This window comes from Chryseobacterium gregarium DSM 19109 (assembly GCF_000430845.1).
In the GTDB taxonomy this organism is placed as follows: Bacteria; Bacteroidota; Bacteroidia; order Flavobacteriales; family Weeksellaceae; genus Chryseobacterium; species Chryseobacterium gregarium.
On record NZ_AUMU01000015.1, the window covers coordinates 47,721 to 60,412 of the forward strand.

General features: G+C 38.7%; 15 protein-coding genes. 11 read left to right on the forward strand and 4 right to left on the reverse strand.

Annotation, left to right across the window (positions count from 1 at the left end; all coding sequences use genetic code 11):
* The first annotated feature begins 342 nt into the window (after positions 1–342).
* Positions 343–1,131, forward strand: coding sequence for a phosphatase PAP2 family protein (locus H561_RS22655; RefSeq protein WP_081411680.1), 789 nt, complete (start codon positions 343–345; stop codon positions 1,129–1,131).
* Positions 1,132–1,233: 102 nt separating this feature from the next.
* Here H561_RS22655 and H561_RS0116160 read toward each other — a convergent pair whose 3' ends face one another.
* Positions 1,234–1,803 (reverse strand): YceI family protein, encoded by a 570-nt coding sequence (locus H561_RS0116160; protein ID WP_027387962.1) that lies wholly within the window; start codon positions 1,801–1,803, stop codon positions 1,234–1,236.
* A 124-nt stretch (positions 1,804–1,927) separates the two neighbouring features.
* Between H561_RS0116160 and radA the strand changes: the two genes are divergently transcribed.
* The 4 genes from radA to H561_RS0116180 are packed head-to-tail and all read left to right on the forward strand — an operon-like array spanning position 1,928 to position 5,261.
* Positions 1,928–3,277 (forward strand): DNA repair protein RadA, encoded by a 1,350-nt coding sequence (gene radA, locus H561_RS0116165; RefSeq protein ID WP_027387963.1) that lies wholly within the window; start codon positions 1,928–1,930, stop codon positions 3,275–3,277.
* 18 nt (positions 3,278–3,295) lie between these two features.
* Entirely contained in the window at positions 3,296–3,967 is a 672-nt protein-coding gene (locus H561_RS0116170; RefSeq protein WP_027387964.1) for a class I SAM-dependent DNA methyltransferase, read from the forward strand.
* Positions 3,964–4,671 (forward strand): VanW family protein, encoded by a 708-nt coding sequence (locus H561_RS0116175; RefSeq protein ID WP_051349418.1) that lies wholly within the window; start codon positions 3,964–3,966, stop codon positions 4,669–4,671. The genes H561_RS0116170 and H561_RS0116175 overlap by 4 nt, the downstream gene beginning before the upstream one ends.
* Positions 4,668–5,261: an acyl carrier protein phosphodiesterase gene (locus tag H561_RS0116180; RefSeq protein ID WP_027387966.1), complete on the forward strand. Its 594-nt coding sequence runs from the start codon at positions 4,668–4,670 to the stop codon at positions 5,259–5,261. The genes H561_RS0116175 and H561_RS0116180 overlap by 4 nt, the downstream gene beginning before the upstream one ends.
* On the opposite strand, the gene H561_RS0116185 is transcribed toward H561_RS0116180, so the two are convergent.
* Genes H561_RS0116185 through H561_RS0116195 form a run of 3 tightly spaced genes read right to left on the reverse strand, consistent with a single transcriptional unit; the run spans position 5,258 to position 6,275 of the window.
* A complete protein-coding gene (locus H561_RS0116185; protein WP_034762523.1) occupies positions 5,258–5,758 on the reverse strand; it encodes a DUF6702 family protein in 501 nt (166 codons plus the stop codon). The two genes, H561_RS0116180 and H561_RS0116185, sit on opposite strands and share 4 nt — an antisense overlap.
* Positions 5,755–6,057: a type II toxin-antitoxin system RelE/ParE family toxin gene (locus H561_RS0116190; RefSeq protein WP_027387968.1), complete on the reverse strand. Its 303-nt coding sequence runs from the start codon at positions 6,055–6,057 to the stop codon at positions 5,755–5,757. The genes H561_RS0116185 and H561_RS0116190 overlap by 4 nt, the downstream gene beginning before the upstream one ends.
* The gene (locus H561_RS0116195) at positions 6,033–6,275 is read right to left on the reverse strand and encodes a hypothetical protein (RefSeq protein ID WP_027387969.1); all 243 of its coding nucleotides are present in this window, start codon (positions 6,273–6,275) and stop codon (positions 6,033–6,035) included. The genes H561_RS0116190 and H561_RS0116195 overlap by 25 nt, the downstream gene beginning before the upstream one ends.
* 65 nt (positions 6,276–6,340) lie before the next feature.
* Between H561_RS0116195 and H561_RS0116200 the strand changes: the two genes are divergently transcribed.
* The 6 genes from H561_RS0116200 to H561_RS0116225 all read left to right on the forward strand — a co-directional run bounded on the left by H561_RS0116200 (position 6,341) and on the right by H561_RS0116225 (position 12,635).
* Entirely contained in the window at positions 6,341–6,919 is a 579-nt protein-coding gene (locus tag H561_RS0116200; protein ID WP_027387970.1) for a HupE/UreJ family protein, read from the forward strand.
* 67 nt (positions 6,920–6,986) lie between these two features.
* Positions 6,987–9,371, forward strand: coding sequence for a M1 family metallopeptidase (locus H561_RS0116205; RefSeq protein WP_027387971.1), 2,385 nt, complete (start codon positions 6,987–6,989; stop codon positions 9,369–9,371).
* A 54-nt stretch (positions 9,372–9,425) separates the two neighbouring features.
* Positions 9,426–10,148: a DUF3108 domain-containing protein gene (locus tag H561_RS0116210; RefSeq protein WP_027387972.1), complete on the forward strand. Its 723-nt coding sequence runs from the start codon at positions 9,426–9,428 to the stop codon at positions 10,146–10,148.
* A gap of 89 nt (positions 10,149–10,237) precedes the next feature.
* Positions 10,238–11,134, forward strand: a complete 897-nt coding sequence (locus H561_RS0116215; protein WP_027387973.1) for a hypothetical protein — start codon at positions 10,238–10,240, stop codon at positions 11,132–11,134.
* Positions 11,135–11,366: 232 nt separating this feature from the next.
* The gene (locus tag H561_RS0116220) at positions 11,367–12,206 is read left to right on the forward strand and encodes a hypothetical protein (RefSeq protein WP_027387974.1); all 840 of its coding nucleotides are present in this window, start codon (positions 11,367–11,369) and stop codon (positions 12,204–12,206) included.
* Positions 12,207–12,356: 150 nt separating this feature from the next.
* Positions 12,357–12,635, forward strand: a complete 279-nt coding sequence (locus tag H561_RS0116225) for a co-chaperone GroES (protein ID WP_027387975.1) — start codon at positions 12,357–12,359, stop codon at positions 12,633–12,635.
* Positions 12,636–12,692: the final 57 nt, after the last annotated feature.

A 12,692-nucleotide genomic window follows, 5' to 3' on the forward strand; every position in this document is an offset into this window, starting at 1 on the left:
TATTTAATCTTATCAAAACGCAAAAAGCCAATAGAAATAATGATTTCTGTATATAATTCAAGCCAAGGTGGCAACAGTTGCTCAGCCCTAAACTATTATTGTACACAAAAAAATAAATTACAGCTGATCAAATTCCGGTCTGTTCTATTCTGCCATCTGCAGAGTCCTGAAATCTTTGGAATTTCCTTAATCACGATCGCTTTAGGTTATTAATCTTAATGGTTCTAAAAATCATCTCCAAGACGATTGAAGAACAAAAAATCAATTATTTTCCCTTTCAGAAATAAAAACGGATGGTGAAATCACGATCAGGTCTTCCCTCTTTATTTTTTAAATATCATTATGTTGAGAATGCGAATGAATGAAAAGCAATTAAAAATCCGGCAGCAGGCATTTGCATTAACCATCTGTACCATTATATTCATGGCTGTTTACAATTTTTCCGCCTGGTATGTTTCTTCTCTAGATCAAGTGCCGTCATTCACTTTTGACTTTGAAAAATCTATTCCATTCGTACCTTTGTCGATCATTCCGTATATGGCAAGCGGGCTTTTTTTCTGCGTCGTATTTTTTTCATGTCAAAATAAAAATCAATTAAAAATATTGACATGGAGAATGCTTTTTGTAATTATTACAGCAGGCATATTTTTCATTACCGTTCCTTTACGATTTTCATTTGCAAAACCTGAAGTTTCCAATGTTATTTTGGCGCTGCCTTTTTCGTTTTTAAAAACATTTGACTCCCCTTTCAACCAATCCCCATCGTTGCATATTGCTTTTGCCTTCATATTCTGGTCAGTGTTTAAAGATCTTTCAAAGTGGCGGATTTTCTTCATGACCTGGCTGATTCTTTTGGGAATTTCAACATTGACAACTTATCAGCATCATGTGATTGATATTTTAACCGGAGCCATTCTTGCGCATATTACTTTTATAATTATTCCTTATCGTAAAAATGATCCTGAATACCGGAATTTCCGGGTGGCTAATTATTATTTCCTCTCAGGGTGTATCTTCATTTCAGCGGCTTTACTGCTCAATAAATACATCAGAACTGAGGGGTTAATCCTTTTATTACCTGCATTAGTAACGATTATTACCGGTTATCATTATCAGAAAAATAATGGATAAAAAAAACGCAATAAAATAGCCGTCTCATCATTTATCTTTATACAAAAAAAGGTTTCCAAAAACTGAAAACCTTTTTCTAAACCAAATTATATATGAAAATTATTATTGCTTGATCAGCTCAAAATATAAATTAACATCAACGTCTTTAGCTACGCCCGTTCCCGTAGGATCATATTTAATGTTATAATCCAGACGGTTTACTTTAAAGATGGCCTGGAAGCCCATTACTTCTTTTCCCTGCTGGTTTTTTGTCACCCCGCCAAAAGTTACCGGAACACTGATTTCTTTGGAGACATCTTTAATGGTCAGTTTCCCTTTTAAGGTATACATGTTATTTTTATCCTTCGTAAGAGAGCTTGACTGGAATGTCATGGAAGGAAATTTCTCTGCATCAAAGAAATCGGCACTTTTTAAATGCTTATCCCTCATTTCAACGGCTGTGTTGATAGAATTTACCTCTACTACAAAAGAAAGTTTTGCATCATCCAGACTATTGGATTTCGTTACGGCTTTTCCTTCAAATTTATCAAATCTTCCCTGCACAAAGTTGATGCCCATATGTTTGATATTGAAATTTACGGAAGAATGCATCGGGTCGGTCTGCCAAGCAGTCTGTGCAAAACCCACAATACTTAAAAGAGACAATACAAAAGTTAAGAATACTTTTTTCATTATATTTTTTTTAAATTAATTTTAAACAAATGTATGCCGATTATGATGACCTGACATTGACCTATGGTAGTTTTTACTGTTTATTTAAATTTTTTGATGCTGAGTTTTTTCATAATTTTACAGTATGGCAAAATTAAGAACAGCATATTTCTGTCAGAACTGCGGAACCCAGTACTCCCAATGGATGGGACAATGCAAAAACTGCGGAGAATGGAATACTTTGGTGGAAGAAGTCGTTGAAAAGACCTCATCCAAAACACCGCCGTTTTCAAAATCGAAGCAAAATGTCATCAATATCATTGAAGTTGAAACCAGTGAGGAACCCAGAATCAAAACCCCTTCCGAAGAACTTAACCGAGTACTGGGAGGCGGAATCGTTTTAGGTTCTGTTACTTTGATCGGGGGCGAACCGGGAATCGGCAAATCCACCCTGCTTCTTCAGTTGGCCCTTAAAATGAAGAAAAAAATCTTCTATGTTTCGGGAGAAGAAAGTGCCTCACAAATTAAAATGAGGGCTGACCGCTTAACGGATATCCAGAACCCGAACTGTTTTCTTTTTACGGAAACTTCGCTGGAAAAAATCCTTCATGAAGCCAAGAAGCTAGAACCCGATTTTGTCATTATAGATTCCATCCAGACCTTACAATCCCAGCTGATTGAAAGCTCACCGGGAACGGTTTCCCAGATCAGGGAATGTTCCAATGAAATCATTAAATACGCCAAGGAAAACAACGTTCCTGTTTTCCTAGTGGGCCACATCACCAAAGACGGGCAGATTGCGGGTCCGAAAGTACTGGAACACATGGTGGATGTTGTTCTGAACTTCGATGGCGACAGGAACCACCTGTTCCGGTTACTGAGAGCCAACAAGAACCGTTTCGGGTCTACGGCTGAGATCGGGATTTATGAAATGGTTTCCCAGGGACTGAAAGAAATTAAGAACCCGTCCGAAATTCTGATTACCAAAAAGTTTGAGGAACTTTCCGGAAATTCCGTTGCGGTAACATTAGAGGGAAACCGCCCGATGCTCCTTGAAATACAGGCACTCGTCAGTACGGCCGTCTACGGTACCCCGCAGAGGAGTTCCACCGGGTTTGATGCCAAAAGGCTGAATATGCTTTTAGCAGTTCTTGAAAAAAGAGCAGGCTTCCAGCTCGGTGCCAAAGATGTTTTCCTGAACATTACGGGGGGAATTAAAACCGATGATCCGGCACTGGATCTGGCCGTGGTTGCTTCTATCCTTTCTTCCAATGAAGACATTGCCATTTCCGAACATTACTGTTTTGCAGGGGAAATTGGTCTGAGTGGGGAAATACGCCCGATTGCACAGGCTGAGCAGAGGATTACCGAAGCAGAAAAATTGGGTTATGAAAAGATTTTCGTTTCCAATCTTAATAAAATCCCAAAGAAGAAATACGGAATAAAAATTGAAGAAGTGAGTAAAATTGAAGATTTCCACGAAAGATTATTTTAACAAATACACCAATATATTATGATGAAAACCGGTATTCTGGATTATTACGACAACCTTGCGAAAACGTATGATGAAAACCGGTTTGGGAATTCCTACGGTCAATATATCGATCGACAGGAGAAAAATTTCCTGATGTCTTTTTTCAAAGATAAAAAATATTCAAAAGTTCTTGATCTGGGATGCGGCACCGGCCGGTTGCTGGACTTTGCAACCCACGGAACAGATTTCAGTGAAGAAATGCTGAATATGGCCAGGAAAAAGAATCCCGGGAAAATTTTACTGAAAGGCGAAATTTCAAAAATTCCTTTTGATGGTGAATTTGACTGTATTTTTTGCTTCCATGTCATTATGCACCAAAATAAAAATGAAACCAGATTATTTTTAAACGAGTGCCATCGGAAATTAAGCAGGAACGGGATTCTACTCTTTGATTACCCTACAAAAAACAGACGAAAAGCCGTTTCTCCACAGGCAGACTGGCATGCCAACAACAGTTTTAATACTGCAGAAATTGCACAACTTTCAGAAGGTCAATGGAAAGTAAAGAATGCAACCGGAATTTTACTGTTCCCGGTTCATAGGATACCCAAGGGTATAAGGAAATATTTTCTTCCCCTTGATATTTTCCTGTGTAAAACGTTCATTAGAAATTGGGCTTCGTATCACATTGCAGTTCTGGAAAAGATATGAAACAGCAACTGAAAAAATGGCTGCCCCATCGCTGGAAAATGCAGCTGAAGCTCTTGCAGAGGTACCTTAGTGAACGGAAGACCAGATATGTATATTCAAAAAACTACAGCCCGGAAGATATTGGAAAACATAAAATTGAACTCAGGCAGGTCATTAAAAAAGGAGAATATCATCAGAATAAGATTCATAATTTACAGATTGTCGGAAACAAGGTTAATAATTTAATAATTAAACCCGATGAAGTATTTTCTTTCTGGAAACTAACCGGTAAACCGAGTGAAAAGAATCACTTCAGACCGGGTAGAAACCTAATCAAAAATAATATTTCAAGTGATTTCGGCGGCGGAATCTGCCAGTTTTCTTCCATTATCTATTTTTTGGCTTTACAATGCGGCTTAGATATTATTGAAAGGTTTCCGCATTCAATGGATATTTATCAGGAACATGAACGCTTCACACCTCTTGGCTCTGACTGTACCGTGGTGTATGGCTATAAAGATCTGCAGGTCCGTAACCCTTTCTCGTTTCCCATCCAGATGAAATGCTCTGTGGGCAATGAAGAACTTTCACTCAGTCTGGTATCACCCAATGAAATTGTTCTGCATACCATCGATTTCAAAAAGCATGAAACCGAAAAAGGAGTCTGGGTAGAAACCTTAAGCAATAACAAGACTTTGTTTAAAAATTTTTATATTCGTTTATGAATTATCTGGCGCATTCTTTTCTCACTTTTACTGACGGGCAGATCGTCGGTCAGTTCCTCGAAGATTTTATCCGGAACAAAGACCGGTATTCTTTCCCGAAAGATATCCAGGACGGAATCACCCTGCACCGTGCCATCGATACATTCACGGATTCCCACCCCGCCATCCATGAAGCCAAAAAAGTGTTTGCACCCCTGGTCAGGTTATACGCCGGAGCCTTTGTAGACGTGGCGATGGATTACTTTGTGGCTAATGATTTACATTTAAACTCATTACAGGGCTGGAAAGATCATTCATTGAAAGTTTACCGGGTTTTGAATGAGCATTATGAATTTTTACCTGAAAATTTCAGGAGGATGCTTGAAAAGATGGAACAGGATGACTGGCTCTACCATTACCGGCAGGACCAGAATATTAAATTCAGCATGCGGAATGTCCTGAATAAAGCAAAGTATTTAGATAAGGATATTCCTGTATTTGAAGCATTCTTAGCTCATAAAGAAGTACTTCAAAAATGCTATGATAATTTTTTTCCTGATCTGATGGAACATGCCAAAGGAATTAATACTCTTTTACAGTTGGAAAACTAAAATTGCTGAAACAAATAACGGTTGGGATAGGTCAGTTTTTCACTTTTTCTTTCTCCATTGACGATAATATGGACGATGTTCATCTGGTCGTCAAACAGATTATACAAAAAGCTTACGGCAGCTTCCACCTTTTTGGGGTTATCAACTCTTTCAGATTCCAGATAAACATTTACCGATTCGTGGTCCTCTTCATAGCCTATAAAATTTACCTTCAGAAATGTATTATTGGCCTTAAGCTTAAAGTATTCGGCAGAATAATTTTTAACTGCTTCCTGAAGCATTGTTCTAAATTTCGGATCATTAAAATGCAGTGATTTCCCGTATTTTTCATTCAGTCCGTTCTCAAGGTCGTCAAGAAAAAAGCGTCCTGTTACTTCAAAAGTTTTGGATTTCGGATTATAGTTAATCTCCACTGACCCTACATGATAAGGATGCTTTGCTTTAGCAAAAGAGCAAAGCAGCAATAAGGAAAATAACAGGAAAAGTATTTTTTTCATTTTAATAAATCAATTATTTTTTGCGGATCCTGCTTCATGTCAAAGAAAAGCAAAACAATGATCCTGTCATTGGTTTCCGTTCTGAAGAACATTCTTACATGTTTTTTACCGATTAAAAAACTTCTTGTGTTTTTTGTTGATTTTTGAAATTGCTGATAATTCCCGTTCTCAAGATCGGTTAAAATTCTTTGTATATCTTCAAGAAAAATTCTGATCTCCCGGTAAGTCCAGGTGATTTCAAGAAAAGCAATATGATCCGATAAAGTTTTCCTTGCTACTTTTGAGAATTCAACCTGCATATTTCTACGTCAATATATTTAAAGAACTCTTCTTTTGAAATAAGGTCCTCATCTTTCAAATTTGCACCATATTCTTCAATTTTTTCAAAAACATGTACAGGTAATCCTTCAACAGTTTCATATTCCGCATTGATGATTTTCACCCCTTTTAAACTTTCCAGAAGTTTTTTAATAAAGGGATAATCATCTTGGTTTTCTATTTCAATTGTAAGGTTCATCACTTTGATTTTATACAAAGTTAAAATAAATTTTGTATCATCGCATTTCGAAAAATGATTTAACAATGCAGGATTTTTTATTTTACCTCAACCTGGGCTGGGAGCATATTATTTCGCTAGATGCACTGGATCATCAGCTTTTTGTACTGGCTCTGATTGCCGTATATTCTTTTAATGACCTGAAGAAGATCTTAATTCTGGTCACGGCATTTACCATCGGGCACTCCGTTACCCTGGCTTTGAGTATTTTTGACATTGTAAGGATCAATTCTGCCTGGGTGGAATTCCTGATTCCGCTGACCATTGTTATCACTTCAATGGATAATATCCTGATGAAAAACAGAAAGCAGACGCTGATGAAAGCCAATTATTACCTGGCCCTGATTTTCGGACTGATTCATGGGATGGGGTTTGCCAACACAGCAAGGGTAATGATTGCCAAGAGTCAGAGCATCGCCGTTCCGCTTTTAGGCTTTAATATCGGTCTTGAACTTGGGCAGATTGCCATCGTTTTCGGTATTTTAATCCTCTTGTTTATTTTGCTTAAAGTTTTTAAAGTCAATCAGAAAGACTGGGTGCTTTTTGTCTCTTCAGGTGTCTTTGCCTTATCATTGAAAATGACGCTAGAAAGAATTCCTTTTTAAGGCTGAAACATTTCCGACTTTTCAACTACTTATTATTATATTTGAAAATCCTTAAACAATTTCGGTTATGAAACTAAAAGTTGCCATACTTTCCCTTTCTGTATTTGCGTATACAGGTTTCACCGCACAAAATATTCAGAACAATCCGGGCAGCAACCACGGAAACAGGTTTGAACAGCTGGGAACCATTCTTCCTACACCAAACATTTACAGAACGGCTTCCGGTGCACCGGGCCACGGCTACTGGCAGAATAAGGCGGATTACAATATCACGGCGTATCTTGATGAAGACAAGAGGAATCTGAAAGGTTCCGAAACCATTACCTATTATAACAATTCCCCGGACGATCTGGATTATATCTGGCTCCAGCTGGACGAAAACCAGCAGTCGACGGTAAAAAAAGCGGATTTCCCTTCCTCTTCTACCCTTCTGAAGGCATCCAACGATCAGCAGCTGCGCCCGACAGAAGTTCCTGTTTCAGATAACGGGTACGGCGTAAACCTTGAAAAAGTGACCGACACTTCCGGAACGTCTCTGAAATACACGGTGAATAAAACCATGATGCGTATTGACCTGCCTAAAGTCCTGAAGAAAGGAGATAAGCTGGTTTTTAAAATAGACTGGAACTACAATATCCCGAACAGGATAAAAATGGGCGGCCGCGGAGGTTATGAAAACTTTGCCGAAGACGGAAACGACCTGTATACCATGACCCAATGGTATCCGAGAATGTGCGTGTACAGCGACTTTCACGGATGGCAGAACCACCAGTTTACCGGGCGCGGAGAATTCGCCCTGGTTTTCGGAAATTTTAAAGTTTCCATGAATGTCCCGGCAGACCATGTCGTGGGCGGGACTGGAGAATGTAAAAACTACGATCAGGTTTTAACATCTGATCAGCTGGCGAGATACAACAAATCCAAAACAGCAACAGAGCCCGTTGAGATTGTGACGCTGGATGAAGCCAAAAAAGCGGAAAAGAACCATTCCAAGCAAAGAAAAACCTGGAATTTCGAAGCGAATGACGTAAGGGATTTTGCCTGGACTTCCTCCAGAAAATTCGTCTGGGACGGAATGGGTGTTACTATTCCCGAAAACAACAATAAAGTAATGGCCATGAGCTTCTATCCAAAAGAAGCATACGGGCTGTACCGAAAATATTCAACGAAAGCGGTAGCCCATACCATTAAAACCTATTCGGAATTCACGATTCCTTATCCGTATCCGGTGGCACAGTCGGTGGAAGCCGCCAACGGCATGGAATACCCGATGATCTGTTTCAACTACGGAAGAACGGAAAAAGACGGGACATATTCCGAAGGGATTAAAAACGGAATGCTGGGCGTGGTGATCCATGAAGTCGGGCACAATTTCTTCCCGATGATCATCAACTCGGACGAAAGGCAGTGGTCGTGGATGGATGAAGGGCTGAATACCTTTGTGGAATACCTCACGGAAGAACGGTGGGATAATAAATTCCCGTCAAAGCGCGGACCGGCCTGGACCATTACCGATTACATGAAGCTGCCGAAAGATCAGCTGGAACCGATCATGTCCAACTCGGAAAACATTATCCAATTCGGCCCGAATGCCTATTCAAAGCCGGCAACGGGACTGAATATCCTTCGTGAAACCATTATGGGACGCGAACTTTTTGACAAAGCGTTTAAAACCTATGCCAAAAGATGGGCGTTCAGGCATCCTGAACCTGCCGATTTTTTCAGGACGATGGAAGATGCCAGCGGTGAAGACCTGGACTGGTTCTGGAGAGGCTGGTTCTACGGGACAGATCCAGTGGATATTGCAATTGATAAAGTTACCATAGCAACACCTGACCTGAATACCGCTCCGAGAGAAGCTAAAGAAACGAAATACAAAGTAGACAAACCCCTGCAAAATGATTTTGAAGACATTTCAAAGATCAGGAACAGAAACGATAAGAATATTACTTTCTACGTAGACCAGGATAAAGAAGCACAGGATTTCTATTACCGATACGACAGAGGACAGGAAAAAGTTGACAGTAACAAAGAGTACATTTCCAAATTTGAAGGAACTGACCCTTTAACGCAAAAGGAAAAAGACAAGTTTAAAAATATAACCGCCTATCAGATTGATTTCACCAACAAAGGCGGCCTGGTGATGCCGGTGATCCTTGAGTTTACGTTTGAAGACGGAACCAAATTAACCGACAAATCTTCAGCCCAGATCTGGAGGCTGAATGAACAGAAAGTATCCAAGACCTATTACTTTGATAAAAAATTAAAGTCCATCCAGCTGGACCCGATGAGGGAAACGGCTGACATCGACACTTCAAACAATTTCTGGAGCAACGACGGCGGAAATGCACAGGTTTCCAAATTCGACCTGTTTAAACAGAAAGAAGCAGGAAACACGAGAGGTACCTCCAACGGCAAGGTCAACCCGATGCAGGCGGCAGGAAAAAAGTAACCGAAAAGTAATGTAACTTTTATATAAAAGGCACTACTTATTATTAAAAAAATCATGAAAACATTTCTGATCCTTTTAATAGTAAGCAGTGCCAATTTTTTTGCACAGAATTCCATTACACCATCCGGCGTAAAGCTTGAGTCACAGTATATAAAAGATAAAGTTTCGAACATGGTATGGTATGCCGAAAAAGACAGTGAGAAAATCGCCATCGGTAAGATTTCCACCCAAATGAAAAAAACGGATAAAAATACCTTCCTTGTCGAGACTACTGTAAAAATGAACCAAGCCCCGGAAAGCGTATGGGTAGATTCAACCTTAGTCAAAATTTCAGATTTCAGTCCGATCTACCATTCTTCTTATAATATGATGAGGGACATGCGCTTTAAATTTGAAAAAAATAAAGTCACAGGCTTTTATTTTGATAAAAAAACTCAGCAGAAACAACCTATTGACGAGCAGGTTTCCGGAGAATATTTTGACAGCAATGCCTATCCTACCCTGATCCCGTTTCTTCCCCTAAAGGAGCACTACTCTGCTGAAATATCGATCTTCGACTATAATCCGGCAGCAAAAAAAGGAATATTAAAGGCTTATCTTGAAGAGGTAAACAGCGGCGAGGTAAACGGTAAAAAAGTATGGATCGTAAAAACAACGGATGATATCCAGGACAGGAAAACGGTCGTAACCTACTTTATTGATAAAGAAACCAGAGAGGTTATCAGACAGGAAATTGATTCCGGCGATAGAAAAATGACCATGGAAACGGAAAAATAAAAGCAATAATGCATTTTCTATTAAAAGTATTCAGAATCCGGATACTTTTTTTTTAGATTTGCCCCAGATAAAAAAATGTTTTATAATCCATGAAAAAACTCAGCGCACTATTACTGTTCCTATTCTCAGTACAAAACTTCTTCACCCAGTCTTTACAGTTCTATACCGGAAAGAGAGACTTTATCCCTATTGAAATCCTGATGGAAGACGGAAGCTCCAAAAAAGGATTTGCACAGGATTTCATGCTTCCTGATGTTGCCACTTTTACCATTATGGGAAAAGGCCCGAAATATGCCAATCTGGACCGGAAAGAAGTCAAATTCAAATCCTCGAAAAGCGATACCCAGGTACAGATGATTCCGGTTTCGGATATTAAAAGCCTGATTTACACCAATGAACAGACCCAGGAACAATTCCAGTTGGATAAACGCCTTGTTAAAGAAATCAACAACGACCAGGAACTGGAACCGGAAGGAAAAGTCCTGATGCTTCCTTTGATGGAAAAAGGACCCATTAACCTTTACGGCTATAGAAGCATGATGTGCAAGGCAGATTTCGGCAATAATTTCTCAGCAGGATCTGATGGAAATGAAGACAATTGTCAGTTGACCTATGTCATGATCTATTTAAGCAAACCTAATGAAACTGTTGCCGTGGCACCGGTAGATTATCCTTCATTAACTCCTTTGGCGTTGCTTAATATGAAAACCTTATATAAAAAGTTCTACACCGCGTATGAAATTGTAGGAGCCGACTGCCCGGAATTCCTGAAAAAGGTAGACGAAGCAAGACAGGCCGATTACTTTTCCAATAAAACATTCAGAGAGAAAAAGAAAGCATCCGATACCGAAAGAAAGGCTTTGCTTAAAGGAAAAAGAGGAGCAGAAGCCTCAAGGATCAATATGAAATACAGATCCGAAATATACACGGATATTTATAAAAAGCTGATTGAGGATTATAAGGAATCTTGTGTATCGCACCTTTAACCCTAAAGTAAAAGATAAATTTAAAAAGCTGAATTCACCAAAAAGCGGCCAGATCATGTCGATCATTCTTTAATTTAACCTGAAGGCAGAACAAAACTGACTGATAAAAGTTGTTCCCAAAATCAGCCTAATGCAGACAGCAGAAAAAAACTGAAATAAATAATTTAAAAAAGTATCTCCAATTGAGGTGCTTTTTTTTAGATTTACCTCCAAACTTTTAACTATTTAACTTATGAAAAAATTATTTATTCTGATTCTGGGCTTTTTTTTCGCTCAATCATTTGGTCAGGGCCTGGATATTACCGTAGGGAAAAGACCTTATGTGAAAGCAGACCTTTTAATGGAAAACGGACAAACTAAACATGGGTATTTAAAAGACTTTCTTATCCCGAAATTTGTTGAAAGCGGTATCGCCAACAGTTTTAAAAGAGTCGAAAGTCTTTATCATTATGATACGAAAATATTTAAATTTAAAAGCAATCAGGATGAAGATGCTCAGGAAATCCCGCTCACTGAAATTAAATCGATTATTATAGTGGATGAAGATGATTCCGACACCACAAGGTTTGATAAAATGAAACTTAAGACCATCAACTCAAAATATGAGATTGAAGATTTGGATCTTACAGTGATGCTTCCGCTGCAGTCCGAAGGTAAAATAAATCTTTACGGATTTTCGGTTCTGCTCTTTATGGGAAGGTCCTATTATAGTTCGTTCTTTTTCCCTTACATTAAAAAGCCGAATGAAGAATATGCCTATGTAGTTCTTGATTATGATAATATGGGTTTATTCAATAGCGGTAAAATAAAAGGGAAATTTAAAAAAGCTTTTGAAGCAGTCACTTCTGATTGCACAATGTATCAGCCCCATTTAAATAGTGCCGTTGAAAAACTGATGGATAAAAAAATGATGAAAGAATCCAATAAAGAAAGATTTGACAAAAAGAAAGAAGCGAAGAAAAGCATAAAAGATAAAGAGATGGAACTTCAGATACTCCAGAAAATCGATAATGATTACAATATTAAACCTTATATAGATCTTATTGAAGAGTACGGAAGCCTATGCCCCTAAAAATATTGAATCATCTCATTTCCCTGAGATGATTTTTTTCTGCCAAAATTTCACATCATCCCCTAAAAATTCTGCCATTTCAGACAAAGACCGGTGATGGCATACATTTAGCCAATTACAACACAGAATAATTAAAAAATTAAATATATTATGTCAGTAAACTTTAAACCATTAGCAGACAGAGTTCTGATCGAGCCGATCGCTGCAGAAACTAAAACAGCTTCAGGTATTATTATCCCGGACACCGCAAAAGAAAAACCACAGGAAGGTACCGTGGTAGCTGCCGGTCCCGGTAAAAAAGATGAGCCTACCACTGTGAAAGTAGGTGACAAAGTTCTTTACGGAAAGTACTCAGGTTCCGAATTAAAATTGGACGGAAAAGATTATTTAATTGTAAAAGAGGGAGATCTTCTTGGGATTATCGGGTAATAACCTGTACGTTGTACAATGTAAAAGGTACAATGTGTTAATGGCTGATAAAAATAA

Bases quoted from the DNA above. Each gene is read 5' to 3' on its own strand.
- H561_RS22655 (WP_081411680.1), top strand. From the start codon at position 343: ATGTTGAGAATGCGAATGAATGAAAAGCAATTAAAAATCCGGCAGCAG.
- H561_RS0116160 (WP_027387962.1), bottom strand. From the start codon at position 1,803: ATGAAAAAAGTATTCTTAACTTTTGTATTGTCTCTTTTAAGTATTGTG.
- radA (WP_027387963.1), top strand. From the start codon at position 1,928: ATGGCAAAATTAAGAACAGCATATTTCTGTCAGAACTGCGGAACCCAG.
- H561_RS0116170 (WP_027387964.1), top strand. From the start codon at position 3,296: ATGATGAAAACCGGTATTCTGGATTATTACGACAACCTTGCGAAAACG.
- H561_RS0116175 (WP_051349418.1), top strand. From the start codon at position 3,964: ATGAAACAGCAACTGAAAAAATGGCTGCCCCATCGCTGGAAAATGCAG.
- H561_RS0116180 (WP_027387966.1), top strand. From the start codon at position 4,668: ATGAATTATCTGGCGCATTCTTTTCTCACTTTTACTGACGGGCAGATC.
- H561_RS0116185 (WP_034762523.1), bottom strand. From the start codon at position 5,758: ATGAAAAAAATACTTTTCCTGTTATTTTCCTTATTGCTGCTTTGCTCT.
- H561_RS0116190 (WP_027387968.1), bottom strand. From the start codon at position 6,057: ATGCAGGTTGAATTCTCAAAAGTAGCAAGGAAAACTTTATCGGATCAT.
- H561_RS0116195 (WP_027387969.1), bottom strand. From the start codon at position 6,275: ATGAACCTTACAATTGAAATAGAAAACCAAGATGATTATCCCTTTATT.
- H561_RS0116200 (WP_027387970.1), top strand. From the start codon at position 6,341: ATGCAGGATTTTTTATTTTACCTCAACCTGGGCTGGGAGCATATTATT.
- H561_RS0116205 (WP_027387971.1), top strand. From the start codon at position 6,987: ATGAAACTAAAAGTTGCCATACTTTCCCTTTCTGTATTTGCGTATACA.
- H561_RS0116210 (WP_027387972.1), top strand. From the start codon at position 9,426: ATGAAAACATTTCTGATCCTTTTAATAGTAAGCAGTGCCAATTTTTTT.
- H561_RS0116215 (WP_027387973.1), top strand. From the start codon at position 10,238: ATGAAAAAACTCAGCGCACTATTACTGTTCCTATTCTCAGTACAAAAC.
- H561_RS0116220 (WP_027387974.1), top strand. From the start codon at position 11,367: ATGAAAAAATTATTTATTCTGATTCTGGGCTTTTTTTTCGCTCAATCA.
- H561_RS0116225 (WP_027387975.1), top strand. From the start codon at position 12,357: ATGTCAGTAAACTTTAAACCATTAGCAGACAGAGTTCTGATCGAGCCG.